This window comes from Flagellimonas myxillae (assembly GCF_023502235.1).
Lineage (GTDB): Bacteria > Bacteroidota > Bacteroidia > Flavobacteriales > Flavobacteriaceae > Flagellimonas > Flagellimonas myxillae.
Map to the genome: position 1 here is coordinate 372,655 of NZ_JAMFLY010000002.1, position 22,669 is coordinate 395,323.

Below are 22,669 nucleotides of genomic sequence, written 5' to 3' on the forward strand. Positions count from 1 at the left end.
TAATTTTCTACATTTAATCCCTATGTTTATTGAGAATTCACTACTATAACGTTGTAGTTTTTAGATTCCATTTAATTTTAGTTGATCAACCTTTATGAAACGAAAAAATTTTACCCATTACAGTGCCAAATTTGTGATTGTTTTATTGCTTATCGGCAATGTGGCTTGCAAGCAAAACAAAAAACAGGAAGAAGCAGCCTCAGAAACAGTTGAAGAAGTATCCATGTCCACTGAACCCACTTTTAAGATTTCATTGGCCCAATGGTCCATGCACAAAATGATACGAAATGATGGGGTAGACCCCTATTCATTCGCGGAAAAAGCGAAAGCTTGGGGCTTCGAAGGACTCGAATATGTTAGCGGACTTTATTATAAAGAATTGGAAAAAGACAATTTTTCAGAGGCCGCAATGAACAATTTTGTGGAGAAAAGCAAAGCTTTAAGTGAAGAACACGGATTGGAGAACTTGATCATCATGATCGATGGCCAAGGGAATTTGGCCGCTACCAGTGAGGAGGAGCGCAACGCAGCAGTCGAAAACCACCATAAGTGGGTAGATGCAGCCGCTGCATTGGGCTGCCACTCCATAAGAGTAAATTTGAGCGGGAGCACAGACCCAGAAGAATGGACAGCCGCCTCTGTTGATGGCTTGACCAAATTGGCTACCTACGCGAAGGATAAAAACATCAACATTTTGGTTGAAAACCACGGAGGTTTGTCCTCAAACGGAGCCATGTTGGCCAATGTCTTCAAAGAAGTAAATATGGAAAATGCCGGAACGCTACCTGATTTTGGTAATTTCTGTATCACGTGGGGAGAATGGCCTGAATGCAAGGATTGGTATGATAGATATAAAGGAATGGAAGAGATTATGCCTTATGCCAAGGCGGTAAGTGCCAAGTCCCACGATTTTGATGAAAACGGAAACGAGATCCATTCGGATTATGCACGCATGCTCAAGATTGTTAAGGATGCAGGATATTCCGGTTATATAGGTGTGGAGTACGAAGGAAGTAAGCTAAGTGAAGAGGAAGGTATTATTGCAACAAGGGATCTATTGCGTAAATTGATAAAGTAATCCTTGCCAAACCTCAGCCTATGAAGGGATTTCTACAGCAACTTTTTGATTATAATTTTTACAGCAACAAAAAACTCATAGAACAATGTAGTTCCATGGGGACGGTTCCTGAAAAGAGTGTGAAATTGTTCAGCCATATCCTGAACGCGCACCATATATGGAACCACAGGATTGTGGGAAAACCATCAGAATTTGCTGTTTGGGAATTGCATAAAGTGGCTGACTGGGGAGACCTTCATTATGAGAACCAGCGCACCTCTTTTGAAATTATCAGGAATACGGAGGATTTTAACAAGAGGATTGATTATGAAAATAGTCAGGGAAGAACCTATGCCAACGATCTTAAGGATATCCTATTCCATATTGTGAACCATTCCACCCATCATCGAGGTCAGATCCTTACGGATTTTAGGAACTCGGGAATTGAACCGGAAGCTTTGGACTATATTTTTTATAAAAGATAAATCCCCCATATGAGTTTTAAAGTAAAGTTCCAGTTGTCCACCATGATGTTTTTGGAGTTCTTCATTTGGGGAGGCTGGTTTGTGACCTTGGGTCCTTTTTTGGGCAACAATTTGGATGCCTCTGGGGCCGAGACGGCAATGGCGTATTCCACTCAGTCTTGGGGTGCCATAATAGCCCCCTTTATTATTGGCTTGATCGCGGATCGATTTTTCAATGCCGAACGGATTTTGGGTGTCCTGCATCTTGTGGGAGCTGGATTGATGTACCTCATGTACTGCTCCGATAGCTTTGCGGTTTTTTACCCTTATGTATTGGGTTATATGATTTTGTATATGCCCACTTTGGCCTTGGTGAATTCTGTAGCATTCAACCAAATGAAAAACCCCTCAAAGGAATTCCCTTTGGTTAGGGTATTTGGAACTGCGGGTTGGATTTTGGCTGGTTGGATCATTAGTCTCGCATTTCAGTGGGATTCCATCGAAAATATAGAGGCCGGTTTCCTAAAGAACACGTTTTTGATGGTGTCCATAGCTTCGGTGGTGTTGGGTGTGTTCAGTTTCACCCTTCCAAAAACACCTCCGACCGTTAGTAAGGACGAAAAAAGAAGCATAGGGCAACTTTTGGGCTTGGATACACTCCAACTCCTAAAGGACAAAAACTTTTTGGTGTTCTTTATCTCGTCCATTTTAATCTGTATTCCCTTGGCGTTTTATTATCAGCATATAGGTACCTTCCTAACGGAATCCAATGTCGAGAATTCCACCGCCTGGGCATCACTGGGCCAGTTTTCCGAAATATTCTTTATGCTCTTGTTACCCTTCTTCTTTAAGAAATACGGATTCAAGAAAACCATATTGGTAGGAATGTTGGCTTGGACCCTGAGATATCTCCTCTTCAGTTTTGGGGATTCGGGAGAATTGTTTTTCATGCTTGTGATCGGCATTGCCCTACATGGAATCTGCTATGATTTTTTCTTTGTATCGGGCCAAATTTATACCGCCTCAAAGGCTGGGGAAAGATATAAGAGTGCGGCCCAGGGATTGATAACGTTGGCCACTTATGGTGTAGGTATGCTTATCGGCTTTTGGGTGGCAGGAAAAATATATGACGAATTCATTCAAATTGATGGGACGGCCCTTTGGGAAAAAGTATGGATCTACCCTGCAGTATTTGCCCTGGTGGTATTTATCGTCTTTGCGCTTTTGTTCAAGAATGAAAAAATCGAATACAAAACCTAATAACAACCAAATTAATATAACATGGAAAATGTAAACAAGAATCGATTATTTACAGCGTCGTGCGTTGCTCTGTTGGTTACGGCTATGACATTTGCAATACGGGCTAGATTGGAAACGGTTTTTGGACCAGAGGGAGTGGGTCTAACGTTGGAACAAATAGGTTGGGCCTTTACACCTGCATTTTGGGGCTTTACCATCGCAATGATCATTGGTGGCCCCTTGGTTGATTCCCTTGGAATCAAAAAAATTACCTGGATGGCTTTTGTGACCCATGCAATTGGTATCATTTGGACCATTTTGGCCAAAGATCAGACCTCCTTATTCATAGCTACCCTGTTCGTGGGTATCGGTAATGGTATGGTAGAGGCGGCTCTAAATCCGATGATCGCATCGATGTATACCAAGAACAAGACTAAAATGTTGAATCGGTTTCATGTGTGGTTTCCAGGTGGAATTGTGATTGGATCCTTAGTGGGTTGGTTGGTAATGGATGTGATGGGACTAAGTTGGCAAATCATGGTCGGAGTGCTGTTTATCCCATTAATAATTTATGGGTTCATGTTTTTGGGCCAGAATTTTCCGGTTACCGAACGGGTTCAAATGGGTGTAAGCAATAATAAAATGTTGGCCAGTTTAGGAAAGCCACTGTTTATTTTTATGGTACTGTGTATGTTTTTGACTGCGGCTTCAGAATTGGGGACAACCCAACGCATCGAGTCATTATTAAAAGAGTCGGTGGCGGTTCCATTATTGGTACTTGCATTCATCAACGGTATCATGGCCTTGGGAAGAGCCTTTGCCGGGCAGGTCATACATAAGTTACAACCGGCGGGCATGCTATTGTTTTCAGCAATATTCACTTTTATAGGCCTTTGGTTGTTGACCATAACTAGCGGAACAATGACCTTCGCAGCAGCAGCGGTATTTGCCGTAGGAGTTACATTTTTCTGGCCGACAATGCTTGGTTTTGTAGCGGAGTATCTTCCAGAAACTGGTGCTTTGGGTCTTTCAATCATGGGGGGTGCTGGCATGCTTTCCGTATCGGTGGTGCTACCGGTAATGGGAAAATTGATGGATGATGCCAATGCAACCGAAGCCCTACGAACCATGTCCATTTTACCTGCAATATTAATTGTGGCGTTTATTGGACTCTACGTTTACATGAAAAATCGAAAACCAAAATTAGAAGAAGCTTAAATAAAAATCGAATGCCAAAAAAAATTAGACTAGGAATTATTGGAGGTGGAGGAGATTCCCTAATAGGGGTACTGCATAGAGTGGCCTCGTTTATCAATGACAATTATGAAATTGTGGGGGCGGTATTTAATCCGGATTATGAGCAAAACCTGGCTTTTGCAAAAGAGATAGATGTCCCGACAAATAGAATCTATAAGGATTTTGATACGCTTGTTGAAGAGGAATTAAAGTTGCCTGAGGAGGAACGAATTCAGGTTTGTTCGGTACTTACGCCCAACTTTCTTCATTTTCCAATGGCCAAAAAACTATTGGAAAATGGATTTCATGTCATTTGTGAAAAACCGATGACCATGGACTATGAGGAAGCCAAAACCCTCGAGGAGGTCCACCAAAAATCTGGAAAAGTATTTGCCCTTACCCATACCTATACCGGGTATCCCATGGTGCGACAGATGCGCGAAATGATCAAAACTGGTGCCTTGGGAAAAATCCATAAAGTTGATGCCCGTTACTACCAAGGTTGGATCAATACGGTAATTCACGATCAGGAAAAGCGCAAAACGGTTTGGAGATTGGATCCCACCAAAGCGGGAATCAGTTCCTGTATTGGGGATATAGGAGTGCACGCTTCCAACCTTATTGAATACACCACAGGTTTGAAGATCAAATCGGTACTGTGCGATTTCAATTATCTCTATGACGACAACCAAATGGATGTGGACGGAACTGTACTGATTCGAATGGACAAGCACGTAAAAGGAGTTGTTCGGGCAAGTCAGGTGGCCACTGGCGAAGAAAACGGATTGGCCATTGCCATTTATGGGGAGAAAGGAGCTTTTAGATGGGAACAGGAAAAACCCAATTTCCTCTATAAAATGAGCGATACGGAACCCCTACAAGTGTACAAACCAGGACATGCCTATAACTCAGAGCTTTCATTAAAGGCTTCAAAGATACCTGCAGGCCATCCCGAAGGAATTTTTGATTCCATGGCCAATATTTACCTAGGGGCCGCAAGAGCAATTCGCGGAGAAGCATATAACGATGGCGAGTTCCCGACCATGAAAGATGGGGTTCGCGGTATGAACTTTATCGAAAGTACCGTTGCCTCCCATAAAAATGGGAATGTTTGGATAGATCTTGATTAAAAGAACCTTGCTAAATAAAGGATATGAAATGGCCGCTATAAGCGGCCATTATCTTTGAAAGACTTTTTCAAAACGTTCAAAGACCACGATCATACTTTCCCTTGGGGTACGCTTAAATTCGGAAAGTTCGCGGGTATAGTAGTCCCAATGGGTTTTTTGCCAATGGTCCAAGCTTTTGTCACCCTCTCCCTCCAAACGTGCATGTTCGGCATGAATCGCAAAATAGGGGACCAATTTTACCGAAGTGGTCCGGATGATACATTTGGCCTTTCCGGCCCAGTCCGTAACCACGGCAAAATCCCCAATCTGTGGAAGGCGTTCCTTGCGGTACTGCAATCCTAATAGGGAATGGGAAGTTGCTCTTTTAATGTCCTTACAAACAAGCTCGGCACAAGTGTTGGCATCTTTTTCATTATCGCAAAAGTGAATCACTTTTGGTGCATCTTCAGAGGCAAATTCTAGATGGGCGTCTAGAAAATCGCCCCATAAATTTCGGGCAGAAGCATTTTCCATAGTAGGTATTTAAGAAAATTTATTTTGTTTAAACTCTTTAGCAGCATGGTTCGCGGCCCTGGCCGTAAAGGCCATATAGGTCAATGAGGGATTTACACAACTCGCTGAGGTCATGAACGCACCGTCCGTAACATAGACATTGGGCACCTCGTGCACTTGATTATGTTTGTTCAAGACGGAGGTTTTTGGATCATATCCCATTCGGGCACCTCCCATTTCATGTATACCAAGGCCAGGTCCGGTTTCGTTGTCATAGGGATTTACATCTTTAAAACCTGCTGCCTTGAGCATGGATACGGCTTCCTCTTTTATAGCCTCCCGCATTTTGAATTCGTTTTCCTTGAACTCCACGTCAAAATCCAACTGGGGCAACCCCCATTGGTCTTTTTTGTCCTTACTTAAAGTAACACGGTTATCGTGGTAGGGGAGCATTTCCCCAAATCCGGTCATTCCTATTTGCCAGGCTCCCGGTTTTAATATGGCCTCTTTGAGGGAAGCCCCATATCCCATTTCGGCAACCATCTCGGACCAATTGTTCCTCCCTGCACCACCTTGGTACCCGAATCCCCGAAGGAATTCCTTGCGCTTCGTCTTTTTATCCAAGTTCACAAAGCGCGGAATGTAAAATCCGTTGGGCCTGCGCCCCTTATAATATTTGTCCAAATGGCCGTCCACTTTGGCAGAAGCTCCCAATTGATAATGGTGGTCCATAATATTTCGGCCTACCTCATCATGATTGTTGCCCATACCATTCGGGAAGGTTTTGGACTTTGATTGTAATAAAATCCCGACTGAGGCCATTGCTGAGGCACATAGAAAAACAATTTTGCCCTTGAACTCCAATTTCTCTTGGGTTTCCGCGTCAATGATACGAACCCCGGTGGCCATTTTTTTGGTCTCGTCGTAGATTACCTCATGTACAATCGAATTTGCACGCAAGGTCATATTTCCGGTTCGCTCTGCTGCTGGAAGGGTAGAGGATAGGCTGCTAAAATAGCCCCCAAATGGACAACCCCGCCAACATCTATTCCTGTATTGGCAAGTGGTACGCCCTTCAAATTTGGAGGGATTTTCGGTAATATGCGCTGCACGCCCAATGGTCAACAGGCGACCATCTTCAAATTGGTTTGCAAGGGACTCTTGGAACTCCTTTTCCACGCAATTGAGTTCCATTGGCGGTTGGAATTTCCCATCGGGGAGTTGTTTTAAACCCAGATTTTGACCGCTCACACCGATATAGGTCTCAACCTTATCGTACCAAGGGGAAATGTCCTTATATCGAACCGGCCAATCCACGCCATGGCCATCTTTTTTGTTGGCCTCAAAATCAATATCGCTCCAACGATAACTCTGTTTTCCCCAAGTAATGGATCTGCCTCCAACATGGTATCCCCTGATCCAATCAAAGCGCTTGGTCTCTTGGTATGGATGCTCCAAATCGTTCACGAAAAAGTGTTTGACATCGTCTCTTGGAGCCCATCCAACCCGGAGCTGTTTGGGATATTTTTTCTTGTCTTCTGCGGACAAATTGCCTTTGTAGGGCATGTCCCAGGCATCCCAATTCATGGTTTTGTAATCCACAATGTGCTCCACCATGGGTCCCCGTTCCAGAACCAGGGTTTTTAACCCGTTTTCGCACAGCTCCTTGGCGGCCCAGCCACCACTGATTCCTGTTCCTACCACTATGGCATCATAAACCACATTTTCATCCACGATTGTGTTATTTTAATTGAGGGCTTATCCCTATATTTATAACTTTCGGTAGGGAAGATAAAAACATCCTCGGTTTTTTCTTAAATATAGGGGATAAATCATAAAAATTTAACGAACTGTCAATCACGCAAATCATTTTACATGAAAACAATTAAAGGGCCAGCTGTTTTTCTGGCACAATTTGTAGATAGTCAAGCCCCATTCAATTCTTTGGATGGCCTGTGCAAATGGGCTGCAGACCTTGGGTATAAAGGGATTCAGATTCCAACCTGGGAATCTTTCCTTATTGACCTGGACAAAGCAGCTGAAAGTCAAGATTATTGTGACGAGCTCAAGGGGAAAATCAATTCCTATGGGTTGGAAATCACTGAGCTTTCCACACATTTGCAGGGCCAATTGGTGGCTGTACATCCGGCCTATGATATCATGTTCGATAATTTTGCTCCCGATGCTGTAAAGAACAATCCAAAGGCACGTACGGAATGGGCGGTTGAGACCGTAAAAAAGGCTGCTACCGCTAGTAGAAGATTAGGGATTTCGGCTCATGCCACATTTTCTGGAGCCTTGCTTTGGCACACATGGCACCCATGGCCGCAAAGACCTCCAGGCTTGGTGGAATTGGGTTTTGAGGAATTGGCCAAAAGGTGGATGCCTATCTTAAATCATTTTGATGAACAAGGGGTGGACGTCTGCTATGAAATCCATCCGGGGGAGGATCTTCATGATGGGGATACCTTCGAACGTTTTTTGGAAGCAACGGGAAACCACAAACGGGTAAACATTCTATACGATCCAAGCCATTTTGTGCTGCAACAATTGGATTATATAACCTATATAGATCATTACCATGAGTTTATTAAATCGTTCCACGTAAAGGATTCTGAATTTAACCCTACAGGCAAAAAGGGTGCTTTTGGGGGGTATAACGACTGGAGTGATCGTGCGGGAAGATACCGCTCGCTCGGAGATGGGCAAATCGATTTTAAAACCGTTTTTTCCAAACTCACCCAATACGGCTGTGACGTATGGGCGGTAATGGAATGGGAATGCGTAATAAAAAGCCCGGAACAGGGGGCACGTGAAGGGGCCATTTTTATCCAGGATCATATTATTGAGGCAACCACAAAAACCTTTGATGATTTTGCTGGGGCCGCAACAGATAAAGCAAAACTTAAAAAGATATTGGGATTATGAAAAAACTAACATTGCTGGCCGTTTTGGCCGTACTTTTTGCATGTAAGGAAAAAAGCAAGGAAACAACCTCCAAATCGGAAGATGCTGAAACCGAGACTTTGGTGGAAAATAAAGACAGCGACTGGACCGTATTGTTTGATGGGACATCATTTAATGGGTGGCACTTGTACAACGAAGGGGAAATCGATGAGCCATGGAAATTGGAAGACGGGGCCATGGTATTCTATCCACCAGAAGAAAGACCCGAAAAGGAAGCGTATAATATCGTCACGGATAAGGAGTTTACCAACTTTGTGCTGACCCTCGAATGGAAAATTTCCGAAGCTGGGAACAGCGGGATTTTTTGGGGTGTTTATGAGAGCGAGGAATTTGGGAAACCCTACCAAACAGGACCGGAAATCCAAGTTTTGGATGATGAGAGACACCCAGATGCGAAGAATGGAACCACCCATCAAGCGGGATCTCTATACGACATGATCGCACCTTCGAAAAAAACCGTTAAACCTGCCGGGGAATGGAACACGGTGGAGCTGATGATCGATCATGGTTCCAATCAAGGACATGTTATCCTGAACGGAACAAAGATTGTGGAATTCCCAGTGCATGGTGATGCGTGGGACGCAATGGTCGCCGATTCCAAGTTCGCCGATTGGGAAGGGTTTGGAGCATACAAAACAGGAAAAATAGGACTACAGGATCACGGTGACACCGTTTCCTATAGAAACATCAAAATCAAAGAACTTTAATATGCCCAAAAAAACTTGTTTGCCCTTGTTGCCATTATTATTGATGGCAACTTTGGCCTTTGCCCAAGAAAAACAACCTACAAACCCGGAAGCCACAGAAATCTACCAACCAGTTCCTCCCAAGGTCATATCCAATGGGCATGGAGCCCCACCAAGTGATGCCGTAGTGCTGTTTAATGGGGAAAATTTTGATCAATGGGTCAGTAGTTCGGATAGCACAGCTGTAAAATGGCACTTGAACAAGGACGGGAGTATGACCGTAAAGGATAAGACAGGAAACATTCAGACCAAGCAGAATTTCGGAAGTGTTCAGCTGCATATCGAATGGAGATCCCCATCCGAGGTCCAAGGGAATTATCAAAATAGGGCGAACAGCGGCGTTTTTCTGCAAGGGCTTTATGAAGTACAGGTTTTGGACAATAACGACAACGACACCTATGTAAATGGCCAAGTGGGATCCATTTACAAGCAGGCTGTTCCTTTGGCTATGGCTTCTGTTCCTTCGGGGGAATGGAATACCTATGACATCATTTATCATGCGCCTGAGTTTAGCCGCGGGGGCAATATTGTAAAACCAGCTACGATCACGGTGCTTCACAACGGCGTATTGATCCAGGACCATTTTGAGATAGAAGGTGCGTCCGAATATATAGGATGGCCCAAGTACAGGGTCCATGGCAAAGCACCTTTGATGCTTCAGGACCACCGCGATAACAGCAGGGTAAGCTATCGAAATATCTGGGTGAGGGAGTTGGACTAGGTCCATCCTCCTTGCTAGCCGTGAGCCTTTCAAAAGACAAAGGACAAACCCTATTTTGGTTACCTTTGCCAAAATTTAATCATTCCGTATGATTCAATCCATGACCGGTTTTGGGAAGCACGTTGTTCAGCTTCCTTCCAAAAAGATTACCATCGAGATCAAATCCCTCAACAGTAAAAACCTGGATATCAATGCCAGGATTCCGCAAGTATATCGGGAAAAAGAACTGGCCTTACGCAAAATGATCGCTGACGTTTTGGTAAGGGGAAAAGTGGATTTTGGTCTTTATGTGGAAATTACCGGAGAGGAGACCACGGCAGAGATCAACTCTGGAGTGGTGAAAAAATACATGCAGCAATTGGCCGGAATTGTGGAGGGAGACGATTTGAAATTGTTGGAATTGGCCCTGCGGATGCCGGATACCATAAAAACCGAAAAGAACGATATCGATGCTTCCGAATACGAGACCATTACCAAGGCTATGAAGCAGGCATTAACAGAGATATCCAAATTCCGAAGTGAAGAGGGGAAGGTGTTGGAACACGACTTTTTGGCTAGGTTAAAGAGTTTAACCGAGCTATTGCAGCAAGTGAGGACCATGGACCCCGAAAGGTTAAATACGATTCGGGAGCGACTGGAAAAAGCAGTTGCAGATCTTACCGTGGAGGTGGATGCCAATAGGTTTGAACAGGAGTTGATCTACTATCTTGAGAAATACGACATTACCGAGGAAAAGGTGCGATTGGACAATCATTTAAAATATTTTGAAACTACCTTGATGTCCAAGGATTCAAATGGGAAGAAATTGGGCTTTATTGCCCAAGAAATAGGACGTGAGATCAACACCATTGGGTCCAAGGCCAACTATGCCCCCATGCAACAATTGGTGGTTCAAATGAAGGACGAGTTGGAAAAAATCAAAGAGCAAATGTTGAACGTACTATGAAAAAAGGAGGAAAGCTCATCATTTTTTCGGCCCCATCCGGGAGTGGTAAAACCACGATTGTACGGCATTTATTGGAACAACCGGAACTTAATCTGGCCTTTTCCGTTTCGGCCACATCCCGACCCCAAAGGGGAAAGGAAAAACATGGGGAAAACTATTACTTCATGTCTATTTCCGAGTTTAAGCAGCACATTAAAAATGGGGATTTTCTGGAATGGGAAGAGGTGTATAGGGACAACTTCTATGGTACCTTGAACACTGAGGTGGAGCGCCTTTGGGCAGAAGGGAAAAATGTGATTTTTGATATTGATGTTGTTGGCGGCCTACGGATTAAAAAGAAATTTCCGGAGGAGACCCTGGCGGTGTTTGTAAAGCCACCCAGTGTGGACGAATTGAAGATAAGACTCAAAAAAAGAAGTACCGAAAGCGAGGACAAGATCAACATGAGGGTGGCCAAGGCTTCGGTGGAACTAGCCACGGCGCCCCAATTCGATAAGATTATCAAAAACTACGATTTGGAGGAGGCCCTAAAAGCATCGCACCAATTGGTTGCCGAGTTTGTTGGGGCCGAAGTTCCCGAATCGGAAGAGGAATAGTGTTATGAAACAGGTAGGGCTCTATTTTGGAACGTTCAACCCCATCCATATAGGCCATCTGGCCATCGCCAATCACATGGTGGAGTTTTCCAGTTTGGATGAGGTGTGGTTCGTAATCACTCCCCAAAGCCCTTTCAAAACCAAGCAATCCTTATTGGATGACCACCATCGATATCAAATGGTCTCTGAGGCGGTTCAAGATTATCCCAAGTTAAAGGCGAGTACCATCGAATTTGATTTGCCCCAACCCAATTACACTATTAATACCTTGGTACATTTGAATGAGAAGTATGGCGAAACCCATCAATTTGCACTGATCATGGGCGAGGATAATTTAAAGAGTTTCCATAAGTGGAAGAACTATGAGGTCATCCTTGAAAACCATTCCCTTTTTGTGTATCCAAGAATTTCTGAAGGAGCAGTGGAGCACCGTTTTGAGGAGCATCCAAAAATCCAGAAGGTCAAGGCGCCGATCATGGAAATCTCATCCACCTTTATTCGAAATTCCCATAAAGAAGGAAAAAATATTCGCCCACTGCTTCCGGCGCCGGTATGGCGGTATTTGGACGAAATGAATTTTTACCGGTAGGTAAATGCCCGTGACCTGAATTTATTCCTTGGCGGTCACGACCCCTACCATGCTATCGGCGGTTCCGTAATAGAGATACCATAGTCCCTTAAACCATACCAGCCCTTCCAAAAAGGTAGTTCCGTCCTTGTATTGGCCTGATTTTTCGAAGGGGAGCTCTGGTTTAATAAAGGGCTCGTTGCTTCGATCCAGAAGTTTCCAAGGCTCTTGGGCATCGAAAAGTGCTTGTCCCCCGGTATAGACCCTATTTCCCAAGTCCTGTACCCCAATATTCTGGGAATTACCTGCATTGTAGAGGACTACAATACCATTTTCCGTAAGCAGTGGGGGAGGACCGGCCTCCACTAGCCAAGAATCAAAATATCCAGGTCTGGGGCTTAAGACCGGGGCCAGTGTGCCTTCATAGGTTTCGAGCGGAACCCAATCGATAAGATTGGTGGAATGCGCTAGCCAGACATGGGGCACTCCGTAGTACATCCAATATTTTCCATCGATTTGGGCGGCCACCAGTTTCCCATTTTTAAGCTCGGTGATAATCGCACCCGATTTAGTTTCCAGGTCCAGATATTTGCCATTTTTATGGGCCTTAAACGCTGGGCCGTGTTTTTCCCAATGCATCAAATCCCGGGAGGTTGCCACCGCTAGTCGGGGAACCTTTCTGTTCCATTGGGTATAGGTAAGTACATAAAGCCCATCCACGGTTTCAACAATTCTAGGGTCTTCCGTTCCCCCAGGCCATTCATTGTGTTTTTGGGTATCTTGGTTGGGATAGAAAATGGGCTGCTGTTCAGTTGTGTATGAAGTTCCATCAGCAGACTTTGCCAATCCAATTCGGGAGGTGTGTCCCCCTATTTCCTTCTCCCCCAATTTTTCTTCCGCCCTATAAAGAATGTGAATGGAATTGTCCTTTACGATTGCGGCGGGATTAAAGGTTGCCATGGATTCCCAATGCACTTCCAATCCTGTAATGGGGTCTTTAAATAGGGTCTCCAGATTTTTTTGAATGATAGGCTTAGCCTCAATGGGCCTTTCGAATGGTCCCAACATCCAAGGCTTTTCCATTTCTTGGGAGAAGCATAGAGCGGTCCATAGAAAAATCCAAACGAATAAGATGTTGTGTCCTAATCTCATCACATGGGATTCTCCAGGATATCAGTACCCAAGTATTTGTTGTCTTTGTTGAAATACCAAGCCCGGGTTTTCGGCATTTTAATTCCATTGACTTCTTCCAGTCCGGTTAAAAGAATATACTCGCCGTCCCCTTTGCGCTCATCATGATAGAACTGGTACACCTCCATGGCATAGGTGCTGGGATCAAAGTAGAAATACCAGATATCGTTCCCTACGCCTTCGTCGTAAGCAACTTTAAGGACTAGATACTCCTTCCCCTTAAAGGTTTTGGTGGTAACTTCTTCCCCTAGGATGGTTCCAGGGTCCCGAAGTTTCATGGGCAGACCGTAGAGGTAGGTGTAATAGTCCCTCATTACCTGTCCCCGCTCACAAGTCAACCGGTATTCTTTTCTATCTTCCTCTGATATTTCGGACTTCCCGTTTAGCGAGGTAGTACAGTCTTTTTTGTCAAAGGCATACCTATAGGTAACACCGTCCTTTTCCACATCCAAGTTAAATTGTTGTTTCGGAATATTAAGTTGGATAAGGCTGGAACGATCGCTGGAACCCGGTGTTTCCATACGGACCTTAAACGAGCTGTTAAATGCCTTCCATTGACCGTCTGGGTCATGAAATGCTATGGCCTTTTCCAATAGCTCTTCCGAAGAAATTGTCTGTGCCATGTGGGCATTGCCGATAAGCAATGCAAGAATCAAAGTAAGATATCGCATGCACACAAGATAACGAAATTACTCCTGATTGGGCATCCGAGCAGGTTCAATAGTGCTGTCGTGCTCCACATAATAGAGCTCCAATAGCTCATAGATAACCTCAATCAAATCCTTGCTTTCCGTTAGTATGGAGAAATAAAGCGTGGTGTTTTTTGGGCTTGATTCCTCTGTGCGGGTCCTTGCGATCTGACGTTCGATTTTATCGGACAACAATTTGAACAACTCCTCCTTGGTTTCCAACACGCTTTGGATGTCTTCAAAAGATCGGTTATCGAAAATCTGTTGAGCATTCGAAAACAAAGATTCCAGATTTTGATCCAGTTCCTTGAGTTCTTTGATTTGGTTGTATTTGAGTTTTTTGTGGTTGTTATGCACATGGGTATGGCTCACCTTGCCGATATACTCAAGAGATTGTGCGATATCTGTTAAGTGGGCCAGGGTACTGATGTAGAAATTACTAGCCCCCACATTGGCTTCATCCAGATTTTTTATAAAAAAGAACAGGTGATTGCGCAAATCTTCAATTTCTGAAGATAATTTAGCCCCCTGTTTTTTATTCTTCTTCAAAAGTTCCAAATCTTGTTTGGCCAATCCATTGATGGAATTGGTATAGATTTTATTCGTCCTTTTGATCACATTGGCAATATTGCTTGCACTTTCTTCTATAACCCCTTGAATAGAGCTGCTCTCGGCTCTGTTAAGGCTGTCCTCCGCCTTTTGCTCTTTGGCTTTTTTGTTATACGCACTGTAATTTCTAACCAAAAGAAGTATGGCGCTGAACAACAAAATAGCAATGGCGGCACCTTGACCAAAATTAATAAGGGTCAATACAGTTCCTGCAGCAACAAACGCGATTATTGCAGTGCCAAACCAACCTCCAATAACGTTGAGCACCCCTGCCACTCTATATACGGCACTTTCTGCGCCCCATGCCCGATCTGCCAAGGATGTACCCATGGCAACCATAAAGGTTACATAGGTCGTGGACAACGGAAGCTTGTAAGATGTTGCTATGGAAATTAGGATACCGGCGACCATAAGATTCACTGCGGCCCGAACCATATCAAAGGCAGGAAGTTTATGTGTTTTGTCTTGTGATAAGGCAATGATGGGCTTTTCAAAACGTTTGTCCATTTTTGCCTTTAATGTCTTTGGCAATAAACTTGTGGTATACTGTGAGATGTTGGATGATAATCTTACAACGCCCCTGGAGATAAAATTGGGTTGGAAGCGCTCTTTGGCTTCACCTTCTCTGGAAAGATTAATCTCCGTATCCGCTACATATCGGGCTTTTTTGGAAAGCCACAAGGTTGTGACCATAATTATACCCGAAATAAACAACAACAAGGTAGGAGTGGGTACTTTTTTGGACAAGACATCCATGCTAAACTCGGTCGCAGGTACCCCTGAAGCTACCCAAGCCTCATAGCTTTGCCATGCAGCAATGGGAACGCCAATAAAATTAACCAAATCGTTACCGGCAAAGGCCAATGCCAGGGCAAAGGTGCCTACACCAATAATAACCTTGTAAATGTTGATTTTGGCAAGGTAAATCATAACATAGGATAGCAAGGACCACAATACGAAGTTGACCAGAACTATGGACAATACTTCAGCCTCAAGAAAATCCTTGATTTTCATTCCTCCAAGAATTTCAAAGGATTCCCCTGCATAGGGAGTTCCCTTGATACCTTTCATTAGGATAAAATATACGATTGAGGACAATGCAATTCCACCAAACAAAACACCTGTCCATTTGGCTTTTTTCTCAAAATTATACGACAATAAAAGCCTTGAAATCCACTGAACTATAGCCCCAATCGTAAAGGCCACTAAAACTGAAAGTAAGATTCCAGAGATAATCTGAATGGCTTTGGAGGTGTTGATATAGTTTACAACATCGGAGAAATCCCCATTGGCGGCTCCAATTTTTAGCAAGGACATGGCCACAGCAGCACCCAATAGTTCAAATACAATGGAAACCGTTGTGGAGGTCGGCATTCCATGGCTATTAAAGAAGTCCAGCAGCAAGATATCCGTAATCATAACTGCCATAAAAATGAACATGATTTCCTGAAAATAGAATTCTCCAGGATTAAAAATCCCTTTCCTAGCCACTTCCATTAGGCCGCTGGAAAAAATTGCTCCACAGGCAATTCCAATACTTGCAATAATCATTATGGTCCTAAAGGAAATGGCCTTTGAACCAATGGCCGAGTTCAAAAAGTTAACGGCATCATTACTTACCCCAACAACCAAATCAGCGATAGCCAAAACCGCCAGGGCTATTATCATTAGAAAGTAAATATTATCCATAGTAGTATCGTAAAATAATTTTCAAATGTCTATACTTTGCTGATTGTCGACGTTATTTAAAGGTTATCTTTTGCCTAAAAATGTACGTCCATTTGCAGCCTGAACATCAGTTCGTTAGTTCCATTTTCTATAGTAAGATAGCTTAAATCTGACTGAACTTTTAATTTATGGCCAACAAGATATTTTGAAAGGCCTAAAGTGTACTGGGTTTCCATGGGTCTGCCTGTTAGGTCATCCAAATCAATATTGGTGTATCGCCCAGAAACTTCCCAATTGTTCTTGAACAAGTAACCAGATTGCAGGTTTATTCCACTACCCACACCAACTATGTCTCCGGTCTCTGTACCATCAGAGTTTTTGGCTACGGGATCTTTGGCATCCCTATGTGCAAATTCTCCCATAAACGAAAAACCATTGTACTTGAACATGGCATCCACAAACGTGGTATTGATAGTGGTTTCATAAAAGCCAATATCATTAACCATATAGGACCCCATGTTGCTTCTGGTCTTAACCGCATTTTGATTGCTGTCGTAGGTGGCCGACAACATCAATTTTGGAGTAGGCTCCCGTTTCATGTCCACAGCCTTATAATCGCCTTTACTTTGAAATTTGCCAAAGGGAAGCAACTCGATTCTCCCAGTGAACTGATGCCCCCCAAGGTTTCCAGAAGTGACATTTCTGCCCTCTCCTTGCGAGATTGCCAATTTTTCGCGTACCAAGAAGGTATCGGTAAGGTTTATATGGTGTCTGATCTGTATCCCCATATCCCGGTCAATATTAAATCTACTATTTACCAAGGACCGATCCACCTGCTGCAAATTTCCGGAAGATATAACCCGCTCTATGTTGCCAGGTAGTTTGGTCTGCCCGACCCAGAGTTCAAAGTTTTCATAAAAATTCCACATAACAACAGCATCCAAAATATATCGGGGTGCATTGCTTGTGAATTCGCTTGTTCCGGAAATATCACGATTGGACAACCCAAGCTCAAATTTGTATTTAAGTTTTGGGGAATAAACAAAGCCATCAAATTTTAACCTTGACCTGCGAACCAAAAAATTTTGTTCTGGGTTCACCCATCCATTGGACGCGTCCCTATCCCATGTGGATATTCCCAAAAACTGCATTCGCATTGCAAATTTCATGGTCCAGGTACTATCCTTGCCAACAATATTAAACAGGCCTTTTCCGAATGTGGGGGCTTCAACTTGTGCGTGGGAGGTAAAGCAAAAAGAGGCGACCATGACGATGGCCAGGTATCTTAATTTCATTTGAATATTAGTTTTTGTCGAGTGCAAAGAACCAATACCAATGTTAAATTAACGTTTGCTTTATGTTATGTTTAGTATGGCCACCCAGGCCTGGATGGCCATACTTTAGATTTCGAAGTATAGTCGACAAAAACTAATATTTCTTGAAACCCATTGATGTCTTAAGACACAGACAAAAGTGGGATAGAAAATCCAACTAAGTGTAATCTAAAGTTTAACTTAAGATTAAACTTAGTTATCCATACCGATCCAATTTTAATAGGAGATAACAGGGACTTCGATGTATATTGCGAACTAATTCGGCAATAATGAACTGGGAGCAGCTACTATCTCTAAAACGTCATGGGGATACCCACAAAAGGCTAAGGAAGGAACAAGATGAGACCCGATTGGGTTTTGAGGTGGATTACGACAGAATAATTTTTTCTTCCGCTTTTCGAAACCTTCAAGATAAGACCCAAGTGGTTCCCATGCCCATTAGTGTCGGATCCAAAAAGTCCTTTGTGCACACCAGGCTTACCCATAGTCTTGAGGTATCGGTTGTAGGCCGAAGTTTGGGGAGGTCCGCCGGCCAACGCATATTGGCAAAGCACCCTTACCTTTCCGAAATTCACGGGTATCGTTTCAATGATTTTGGGGCTATCGTGGCCGCCGCCGCTCTTGCGCATGATATTGGCAATCCACCTTTTGGACATAGCGGGGAAAAATCCATCGGCAATTTTTTTGACCAAGGAAAGGGAAAGGCTTACCGGGAGTTCTTAACCAAGGAAGAATATCAAGATCTGGTGGATTTTGAGGGCAATGCCAATGGGTTTAAATTGTTAACCGCATCCCGGGAAGGAATTCCAGGAGGACTTCGGTTGAGCTATGCCACTTTGGGAGCATTTATGAAATATCCCAAGGCCTCGCTTCCCAAAAAACCTTCGAGACATATTGCTGACAAAAAGTTTGGCTTCTTTCAATCGGAAAAAGAGGTTTTTAAGGAAGTTGTGGACGAAATCGGGCTGGCTGAAAATCCGAACAACCCAGGGGGGTACTTTAGGCACCCCTTGACTTATTTGGTAGAGGCCGCAGATGATATTTGCTATACCATCATTGATTTTGAGGATGGAATCAATCTTGGTTTAATTCCTGAAGAATACGCCTTGGAATATCTCATTAACTTGGTGAAGGATAACATCAATACGAAAAAATACAACGCGATTACTGGTACTAGTGACCGACTGAGCTATCTACGCGCCTTGGCGATAAGCACTTTGATCAATGATGCTGTAGAGGTCTTTGATAAATATTCCGATGAGATTATTACGGGCAATTTTGATGCTGCACTATTGGACAAGGGAAAATATCAGGCACAGATTGATGACATTATTAAATTAAGTGTTGAAAAGGTGTACCAATCCCAAGAAGTTATAGACAAGGAGTTGGCGGGCTATAGGATCATATCGGATATTCTGGAAATATATACCACGGCCCTATACAATGTAAAGCGGGGAAAGGAGACCAACTATGACCGACTGCTCCTTAAAAGTCTCCCAGATAATTTTTGCAACCCAGAAGCTTCGGTATACAACATTTTGCTGGACGCCAGCTGCTATATGGCGAGCTTATCCGATAGTGCAGCAGTACACCTCCACAACAAACTTATGGGGAAGGAGTTCTAGAAGGCGTAAGAGAGCCCTACTCCCAATAGTTGTTTAAACTGGATTTTGGCTATCCCGGGATCAATAATGGAACCATCGTCTGCTACTACCTCGTCAAATTTAATGTCGTCATCGTAAATCAAATGCGTTCCAATATTGGTTTTGATGTATTTGTTGACCTTGAGGTTAAAATTCAGTTCCCAGTCCACATCCACGTTTCCAAAACTTAGCAGATAGTCGGTATAGAGGCTCAACCTGTGGTTCATAAGTACATTTTTGATAATCTCCTTTTCCCAGGTATTGGTTACAAGAAAGCCAAGCTCCATAAACAGACGTTCACCTTCCTCAACTCCAAAAGCACCTTGGTTGGACAAGGCCTCATCCAGGACAAACGTGGCTTTTTGTGTAATGGGAGAAATATATAGATTGAATTTTTTCCCATCGGGGATAAAGGAAGTACCCGCTCCCAGGAATAAGTAACCCGGAGCCATGAATTCCGAAATTGGGGTATCTCGATTGGGATATTTGAAACCGTTGGAAAACTGGGTGTTGAAATTGGCTTTAACCGAATAGTACCAATCTGTAATGGTGTCTTTTCTAAAACCGAAGGTCGATGATATTCGAATTTGATCATCCGTTTTTCGCAGTTGCCGTCCTTCTTGTGCATTCACCCCATAACGTAACCGCAGATCGTTGTTCCAAGTAAGGTAACGAAACTTATAATTGCGGGTGAACCTGGCATTGGCGAGTGCAGAAACAGAATTGTCACCCCCCGCGTTCCAGTTTACAAAGGCCACTTCATTGATATTAAGCGCTAACTCGTTGGTTTTTTTCCAAAAGGATTGGGGAACAAACTTTTTGAATTTTTTGAGCAAAGGCTTTATACGGTTCAATGGGGTTCTGGGATCCGTAAGCTTTGCTGCCCGGGTGAGATACTTAAGCTTTACATCTTTGATCTTTATCACCTGAAAACTTGACTCAACAGAATCTCGTTCAAATGCTTGCAGTTGATCTACCTGCGCATTTAGGCTACAAGAAATTCCAAGAAAAAACAACAGTAAAAGGGTTGATCGCATTTTGGTTTAGGTTGATTTTATATAAGCACAAATTGAATCAAAATCTATACCAGCCATGGTATGGGTCTCTTGAATTGTTCCATGTTCAACAAAGTTATCAGGTATCCCGAAAATTTTAACAGGTTTTCTGAAATTTTCTTCATTGGCAAATTCCAAGACCGCTGAGCCAAACCCGCCCATTTTACTTCCATCCTCAATGGTAATAATGTGCTCATAGGCTTCAAAAACCGTTCTAAGCATATTATGGTCCAAAGGTTTGGCAAAGCGCATATCATAGTGGCCAATTTCCTCTGGAAATTCCAAATGGGTCAAGAGGTCTGGGACCATATTTCCTAGGTGACCCAACGTTAAAATGGCAATTCTGGAACCCTTTTTTAAACAACGGGCTTTTCCTATTTGAATGGGCTCAAAGGGTCTTCTCCAATCCAGGTTGACCCCTCTGCCTCTAGGATACCTAATGGCCATGGGCCCAGAAATACCAGCTTGGGCGGTATACATGATATTTCTTAGCTCCATCTCGTTCATGGGAGCAAAAATGGTGAGGTTGGGAATGCATCTTAAAAAGGCCAAATCAAAAACACCATGGTGGGTAGGACCATCCTGGCCGACCAACCCGGCCCTATCCAAACAGAAAATTACCGGAAGGTTCTGCAAGGCTACATCGTGGATAACCTGATCATAGGCACGTTGCAAAAAGGTCGAATAGATATTGCAAAAGGGTACAAGACCTTGGGCTGCCATTCCAGCGGCCAATGTTACAGCATGTTGTTCGGCTATGCCCACATCAAATGCTCTTTCGGGAATTTCGTCCATCATAATTTTCAACGAACTCCCGGTTGGCATGGCCGGGGTAATTCCCACAATTTTTTCATTCTTTCTTGCCAATTCCACCAAGGTCAGCCCAAAAACATCCTGATATTTTGGAGGTTGTTCCCCAGCAGATTTGGTCAGACGTTCCCCGGTATGTTTGTCGAACTTTCCAGGAGCGTGATAGACCACCTGGTTTTCTTCGGCCTTTTTAAGCCCCTTGCCCTTGGTAGTGATTACATGTAAAAGTTTTGGCCCTGGAACATTTTTTAATCGTTCCAATTCCTGGGTCAAGGCTTGTAGATCATGCCCGTCCACAGGACCGGAATAATTCAAGTTCAAGCACTCAAAAATGTTTTCGTCCTTGGCAGTGCCAGCTTTTACATTGGTCAAATATTTTTTAAGGGCCCCGACACTGGGGTCAATTCCAATGGCGTTGTCGTTTAAAACAATTAGGGCATTGACATCCGTAACACCCAAATGATTGAGACCTTCAAAGGCCATACCACTGGCAATGGACGCGTCCCCCACTACCGCAATATGTTGTTTTGAACCGTTGTGGGCAATCTTGGCTGCTAGGGCCATGCCCAAAATAGCCGAGATGGCCGTGGAACTATGGCCGGTTCCAAAGTCATCGTATTTGCTCTCGCTTCTTTTTGGAAACCCACTTATGCCACCAAGTTGTCTGTTGGTTTCGAAAATTTGCTTTCTTCCCGTCAATATTTTATGTCCGTAGGCTTGGTGTCCCACATCCCAAATGAGTTTGTCGGTTGGCGTATCAAAAACATAGTGCAGTGCAATGGTAAGCTCCACCACTCCAAGGCTGGCACCCAAATGTCCTTCTTTGGTGGCCACAATATCAATTATAAACTCCCTAAGTTCTTGGGCCAGGTGAGGCAACTGGTCCAAAGAAAGTTTTCTAAGGTCAGCAGGGGATTTGATATGTGTTAAAAGTGCTTCCAAGGAAATAAAAAACAAAAATACCCATATTCCCAAATATGATTTATGCTTAGTTTAGCCTTCTTATAAATAATTCCGAAGAATATGGTGCAACAACCATTTGATGACAACTATTTTATGAAACGAGCCTTGCAGGAGGCGCAGATTGCCTTTGATAAAGGGGAAGTTCCTGTAGGGGCGGTAGTGGTTGTGGAAAATCGGATAATTGGCAGGGCACACAATCTCACCGAACGCCTTAAGGATGTAACAGCACATGCCGAAATGCAGGCGATTACTGCTGCTTCGAATTTTTTGGGTGGGAAATACCTTCATGGATGCACGCTCTATGTTACTTTGGAACCTTGCCAAATGTGTGCTGGCGCCTTGTATTGGAGTCAAATTTCAAAAGTAGTCTATGGAGCTCCCGATTTGGAACGTGGATTTAACGTAATGGGCGGGCATTTGCACCCAAAAACAGATGTGGAAGGCGGTGTTTTGGAAAATGAGGCCTCGGAATTATTGAAGCGCTTTTTTATCCAAAGAAGGAACTTGAATTAAATAAAAAACCCTGACTTATAGGTCAGGGCTCT

At 43.6% G+C, this 22,669-nt stretch carries 21 protein-coding genes; 13 read left to right on the plus strand and 8 right to left on the minus strand.

Going from position 1 to position 22,669, the window contains the following annotated elements; genetic code table 11:
• Positions 1-94: 94 nt before the first annotated feature.
• The 5 genes from M3P07_RS10135 to M3P07_RS10155 are packed head-to-tail and all read left to right on the plus strand — an operon-like array spanning position 95 to position 5,126.
• Complete coding sequence (locus M3P07_RS10135; protein ID WP_249969797.1) at positions 95-1,078, plus strand: sugar phosphate isomerase/epimerase family protein; 984 nt, start codon at positions 95-97, stop codon at positions 1,076-1,078.
• A gap of 20 nt (positions 1,079-1,098) precedes the next feature.
• Complete coding sequence (locus M3P07_RS10140; RefSeq protein ID WP_249969798.1) at positions 1,099-1,542, plus strand: DinB family protein; 444 nt, start codon at positions 1,099-1,101, stop codon at positions 1,540-1,542.
• Positions 1,543-1,551: 9 nt separating this feature from the next.
• Positions 1,552-2,781 (plus strand): MFS transporter, encoded by a 1,230-nt coding sequence (locus M3P07_RS10145; protein ID WP_249969799.1) that lies wholly within the window; start codon positions 1,552-1,554, stop codon positions 2,779-2,781.
• Between the two features lie 21 nt (positions 2,782-2,802).
• Positions 2,803-3,978 carry an MFS transporter gene (locus M3P07_RS10150; protein WP_249969800.1) on the plus strand — a complete coding sequence of 392 codons (1,176 nt, stop codon included), beginning with the start codon at positions 2,803-2,805 and terminating at the stop codon, positions 3,976-3,978.
• 11 nt (positions 3,979-3,989) lie between these two features.
• Complete coding sequence (locus M3P07_RS10155) at positions 3,990-5,126, plus strand: Gfo/Idh/MocA family protein (protein WP_249969801.1); 1,137 nt, start codon at positions 3,990-3,992, stop codon at positions 5,124-5,126.
• Between the two features lie 48 nt (positions 5,127-5,174).
• Here M3P07_RS10155 and M3P07_RS10160 read toward each other — a convergent pair whose 3' ends face one another.
• Together M3P07_RS10160 and M3P07_RS10165 are read right to left on the minus strand one after the other, a co-directional pair.
• A complete protein-coding gene (locus tag M3P07_RS10160) occupies positions 5,175-5,639 on the minus strand; it encodes an ASCH domain-containing protein (protein WP_249969802.1) in 465 nt (154 codons plus the stop codon).
• Positions 5,640-5,648: 9 nt separating this feature from the next.
• A complete protein-coding gene (locus M3P07_RS10165; RefSeq protein ID WP_249969803.1) occupies positions 5,649-7,352 on the minus strand; it encodes a GMC oxidoreductase in 1,704 nt (567 codons plus the stop codon).
• A gap of 141 nt (positions 7,353-7,493) precedes the next feature.
• Here M3P07_RS10165 and M3P07_RS10170 point away from each other — a divergent pair, with 141 nt between their 5' ends.
• From M3P07_RS10170 to nadD, 6 genes are all read left to right on the plus strand, one after another.
• Positions 7,494-8,546, plus strand: coding sequence for a sugar phosphate isomerase/epimerase family protein (locus tag M3P07_RS10170; RefSeq protein WP_249969804.1), 1,053 nt, complete (start codon positions 7,494-7,496; stop codon positions 8,544-8,546).
• Complete coding sequence (locus M3P07_RS10175; RefSeq protein WP_249969805.1) at positions 8,543-9,292, plus strand: 3-keto-disaccharide hydrolase; 750 nt, start codon at positions 8,543-8,545, stop codon at positions 9,290-9,292. The genes M3P07_RS10170 and M3P07_RS10175 overlap by 4 nt, the downstream gene beginning before the upstream one ends.
• Before the next feature lie 43 nt (positions 9,293-9,335).
• Positions 9,336-10,052, plus strand: coding sequence for a 3-keto-disaccharide hydrolase (locus tag M3P07_RS10180; protein ID WP_249970283.1), 717 nt, complete (start codon positions 9,336-9,338; stop codon positions 10,050-10,052).
• A gap of 88 nt (positions 10,053-10,140) precedes the next feature.
• Entirely contained in the window at positions 10,141-10,998 is an 858-nt protein-coding gene (locus M3P07_RS10185; protein WP_249969806.1) for a YicC/YloC family endoribonuclease, read from the plus strand.
• Complete coding sequence (gene gmk / locus M3P07_RS10190) at positions 10,995-11,594, plus strand: guanylate kinase (RefSeq protein WP_249969807.1); 600 nt, start codon at positions 10,995-10,997, stop codon at positions 11,592-11,594. The genes M3P07_RS10185 and gmk overlap by 4 nt, the downstream gene beginning before the upstream one ends.
• Positions 11,595-11,598: 4 nt before the next feature.
• Positions 11,599-12,183 carry a nicotinate (nicotinamide) nucleotide adenylyltransferase gene (gene nadD / locus M3P07_RS10195; protein WP_249969808.1) on the plus strand — a complete coding sequence of 195 codons (585 nt, stop codon included), beginning with the start codon at positions 11,599-11,601 and terminating at the stop codon, positions 12,181-12,183.
• A 21-nt stretch (positions 12,184-12,204) separates the two neighbouring features.
• Here nadD and M3P07_RS10200 read toward each other — a convergent pair whose 3' ends face one another.
• The 4 genes from M3P07_RS10200 to M3P07_RS10215 all read right to left on the minus strand — a co-directional run bounded on the left by M3P07_RS10200 (position 12,205) and on the right by M3P07_RS10215 (position 17,614).
• Positions 12,205-13,314, minus strand: a complete 1,110-nt coding sequence (locus tag M3P07_RS10200) for a glycoside hydrolase family 130 protein (protein WP_249969809.1) — start codon at positions 13,312-13,314, stop codon at positions 12,205-12,207.
• The gene (locus M3P07_RS10205; RefSeq protein ID WP_249969810.1) at positions 13,314-14,024 is read right to left on the minus strand and encodes a DUF6503 family protein; all 711 of its coding nucleotides are present in this window, start codon (positions 14,022-14,024) and stop codon (positions 13,314-13,316) included. Before M3P07_RS10205 ends, M3P07_RS10200 begins: the two co-directional genes overlap by 1 nt.
• Before the next feature lie 18 nt (positions 14,025-14,042).
• Positions 14,043-16,340 carry an inorganic phosphate transporter gene (locus M3P07_RS10210; RefSeq protein WP_249969811.1) on the minus strand — a complete coding sequence of 766 codons (2,298 nt, stop codon included), beginning with the start codon at positions 16,338-16,340 and terminating at the stop codon, positions 14,043-14,045.
• Between the two features lie 74 nt (positions 16,341-16,414).
• Entirely contained in the window at positions 16,415-17,614 is a 1,200-nt protein-coding gene (locus M3P07_RS10215) for a porin (RefSeq protein WP_249969812.1), read from the minus strand.
• 308 nt (positions 17,615-17,922) lie between these two features.
• Here M3P07_RS10215 and dgt point away from each other — a divergent pair, with 308 nt between their 5' ends.
• On the plus strand, positions 17,923-19,278 hold the full coding sequence (dgt, locus tag M3P07_RS10220) for a dGTP triphosphohydrolase (RefSeq protein WP_249969813.1): 1,356 nt from the start codon (positions 17,923-17,925) through the stop codon (positions 19,276-19,278).
• Here dgt and M3P07_RS10225 read toward each other — a convergent pair.
• Both M3P07_RS10225 and M3P07_RS10230 read right to left on the minus strand, forming a co-directional pair.
• Positions 19,275-20,333 carry a DUF3078 domain-containing protein gene (locus M3P07_RS10225; protein WP_249969814.1) on the minus strand — a complete coding sequence of 353 codons (1,059 nt, stop codon included), beginning with the start codon at positions 20,331-20,333 and terminating at the stop codon, positions 19,275-19,277. The two genes, dgt and M3P07_RS10225, sit on opposite strands and share 4 nt — an antisense overlap.
• A 6-nt stretch (positions 20,334-20,339) precedes the next feature.
• A complete protein-coding gene (locus M3P07_RS10230; RefSeq protein WP_249969815.1) occupies positions 20,340-22,118 on the minus strand; it encodes a 1-deoxy-D-xylulose-5-phosphate synthase in 1,779 nt (592 codons plus the stop codon).
• Positions 22,119-22,187: 69 nt separating this feature from the next.
• Between M3P07_RS10230 and M3P07_RS10235 the strand changes: the two genes are divergently transcribed.
• Complete coding sequence (locus M3P07_RS10235) at positions 22,188-22,637, plus strand: nucleoside deaminase (RefSeq protein ID WP_249970284.1); 450 nt, start codon at positions 22,188-22,190, stop codon at positions 22,635-22,637.
• Positions 22,638-22,669: the final 32 nt, after the last annotated feature.

What these genes read in the sequence shown, in the direction of transcription:
- M3P07_RS10155 (WP_249969801.1), top strand. Translation starts at nt 3,990, where the DNA reads ATGCCAAAAAAAATTAGACTAGGAATTATTGGAGGTGGAGGAGATTCC.
- M3P07_RS10175 (WP_249969805.1), top strand. Translation starts at nt 8,543, where the DNA reads ATGAAAAAACTAACATTGCTGGCCGTTTTGGCCGTACTTTTTGCATGT.
- M3P07_RS10135 (WP_249969797.1), top strand. Translation starts at nt 95, where the DNA reads ATGAAACGAAAAAATTTTACCCATTACAGTGCCAAATTTGTGATTGTT.
- M3P07_RS10140 (WP_249969798.1), top strand. Translation starts at nt 1,099, where the DNA reads ATGAAGGGATTTCTACAGCAACTTTTTGATTATAATTTTTACAGCAAC.
- dgt (WP_249969813.1), top strand. Translation starts at nt 17,923, where the DNA reads ATGAACTGGGAGCAGCTACTATCTCTAAAACGTCATGGGGATACCCAC.
- M3P07_RS10205 (WP_249969810.1), bottom strand. Translation starts at nt 14,024, where the DNA reads ATGCGATATCTTACTTTGATTCTTGCATTGCTTATCGGCAATGCCCAC.
- M3P07_RS10200 (WP_249969809.1), bottom strand. Translation starts at nt 13,314, where the DNA reads ATGAGATTAGGACACAACATCTTATTCGTTTGGATTTTTCTATGGACC.
- M3P07_RS10185 (WP_249969806.1), top strand. Translation starts at nt 10,141, where the DNA reads ATGATTCAATCCATGACCGGTTTTGGGAAGCACGTTGTTCAGCTTCCT.
- M3P07_RS10210 (WP_249969811.1), bottom strand. Translation starts at nt 16,340, where the DNA reads ATGGATAATATTTACTTTCTAATGATAATAGCCCTGGCGGTTTTGGCT.
- M3P07_RS10225 (WP_249969814.1), bottom strand. Translation starts at nt 20,333, where the DNA reads ATGCGATCAACCCTTTTACTGTTGTTTTTTCTTGGAATTTCTTGTAGC.
- M3P07_RS10145 (WP_249969799.1), top strand. Translation starts at nt 1,552, where the DNA reads ATGAGTTTTAAAGTAAAGTTCCAGTTGTCCACCATGATGTTTTTGGAG.
- M3P07_RS10160 (WP_249969802.1), bottom strand. Translation starts at nt 5,639, where the DNA reads ATGGAAAATGCTTCTGCCCGAAATTTATGGGGCGATTTTCTAGACGCC.
- M3P07_RS10150 (WP_249969800.1), top strand. Translation starts at nt 2,803, where the DNA reads ATGGAAAATGTAAACAAGAATCGATTATTTACAGCGTCGTGCGTTGCT.
- M3P07_RS10215 (WP_249969812.1), bottom strand. Translation starts at nt 17,614, where the DNA reads ATGAAATTAAGATACCTGGCCATCGTCATGGTCGCCTCTTTTTGCTTT.
- gmk (WP_249969807.1), top strand. Translation starts at nt 10,995, where the DNA reads ATGAAAAAAGGAGGAAAGCTCATCATTTTTTCGGCCCCATCCGGGAGT.
- nadD (WP_249969808.1), top strand. Translation starts at nt 11,599, where the DNA reads ATGAAACAGGTAGGGCTCTATTTTGGAACGTTCAACCCCATCCATATA.
- M3P07_RS10170 (WP_249969804.1), top strand. Translation starts at nt 7,494, where the DNA reads ATGAAAACAATTAAAGGGCCAGCTGTTTTTCTGGCACAATTTGTAGAT.
- M3P07_RS10180 (WP_249970283.1), top strand. Translation starts at nt 9,336, where the DNA reads ATGGCAACTTTGGCCTTTGCCCAAGAAAAACAACCTACAAACCCGGAA.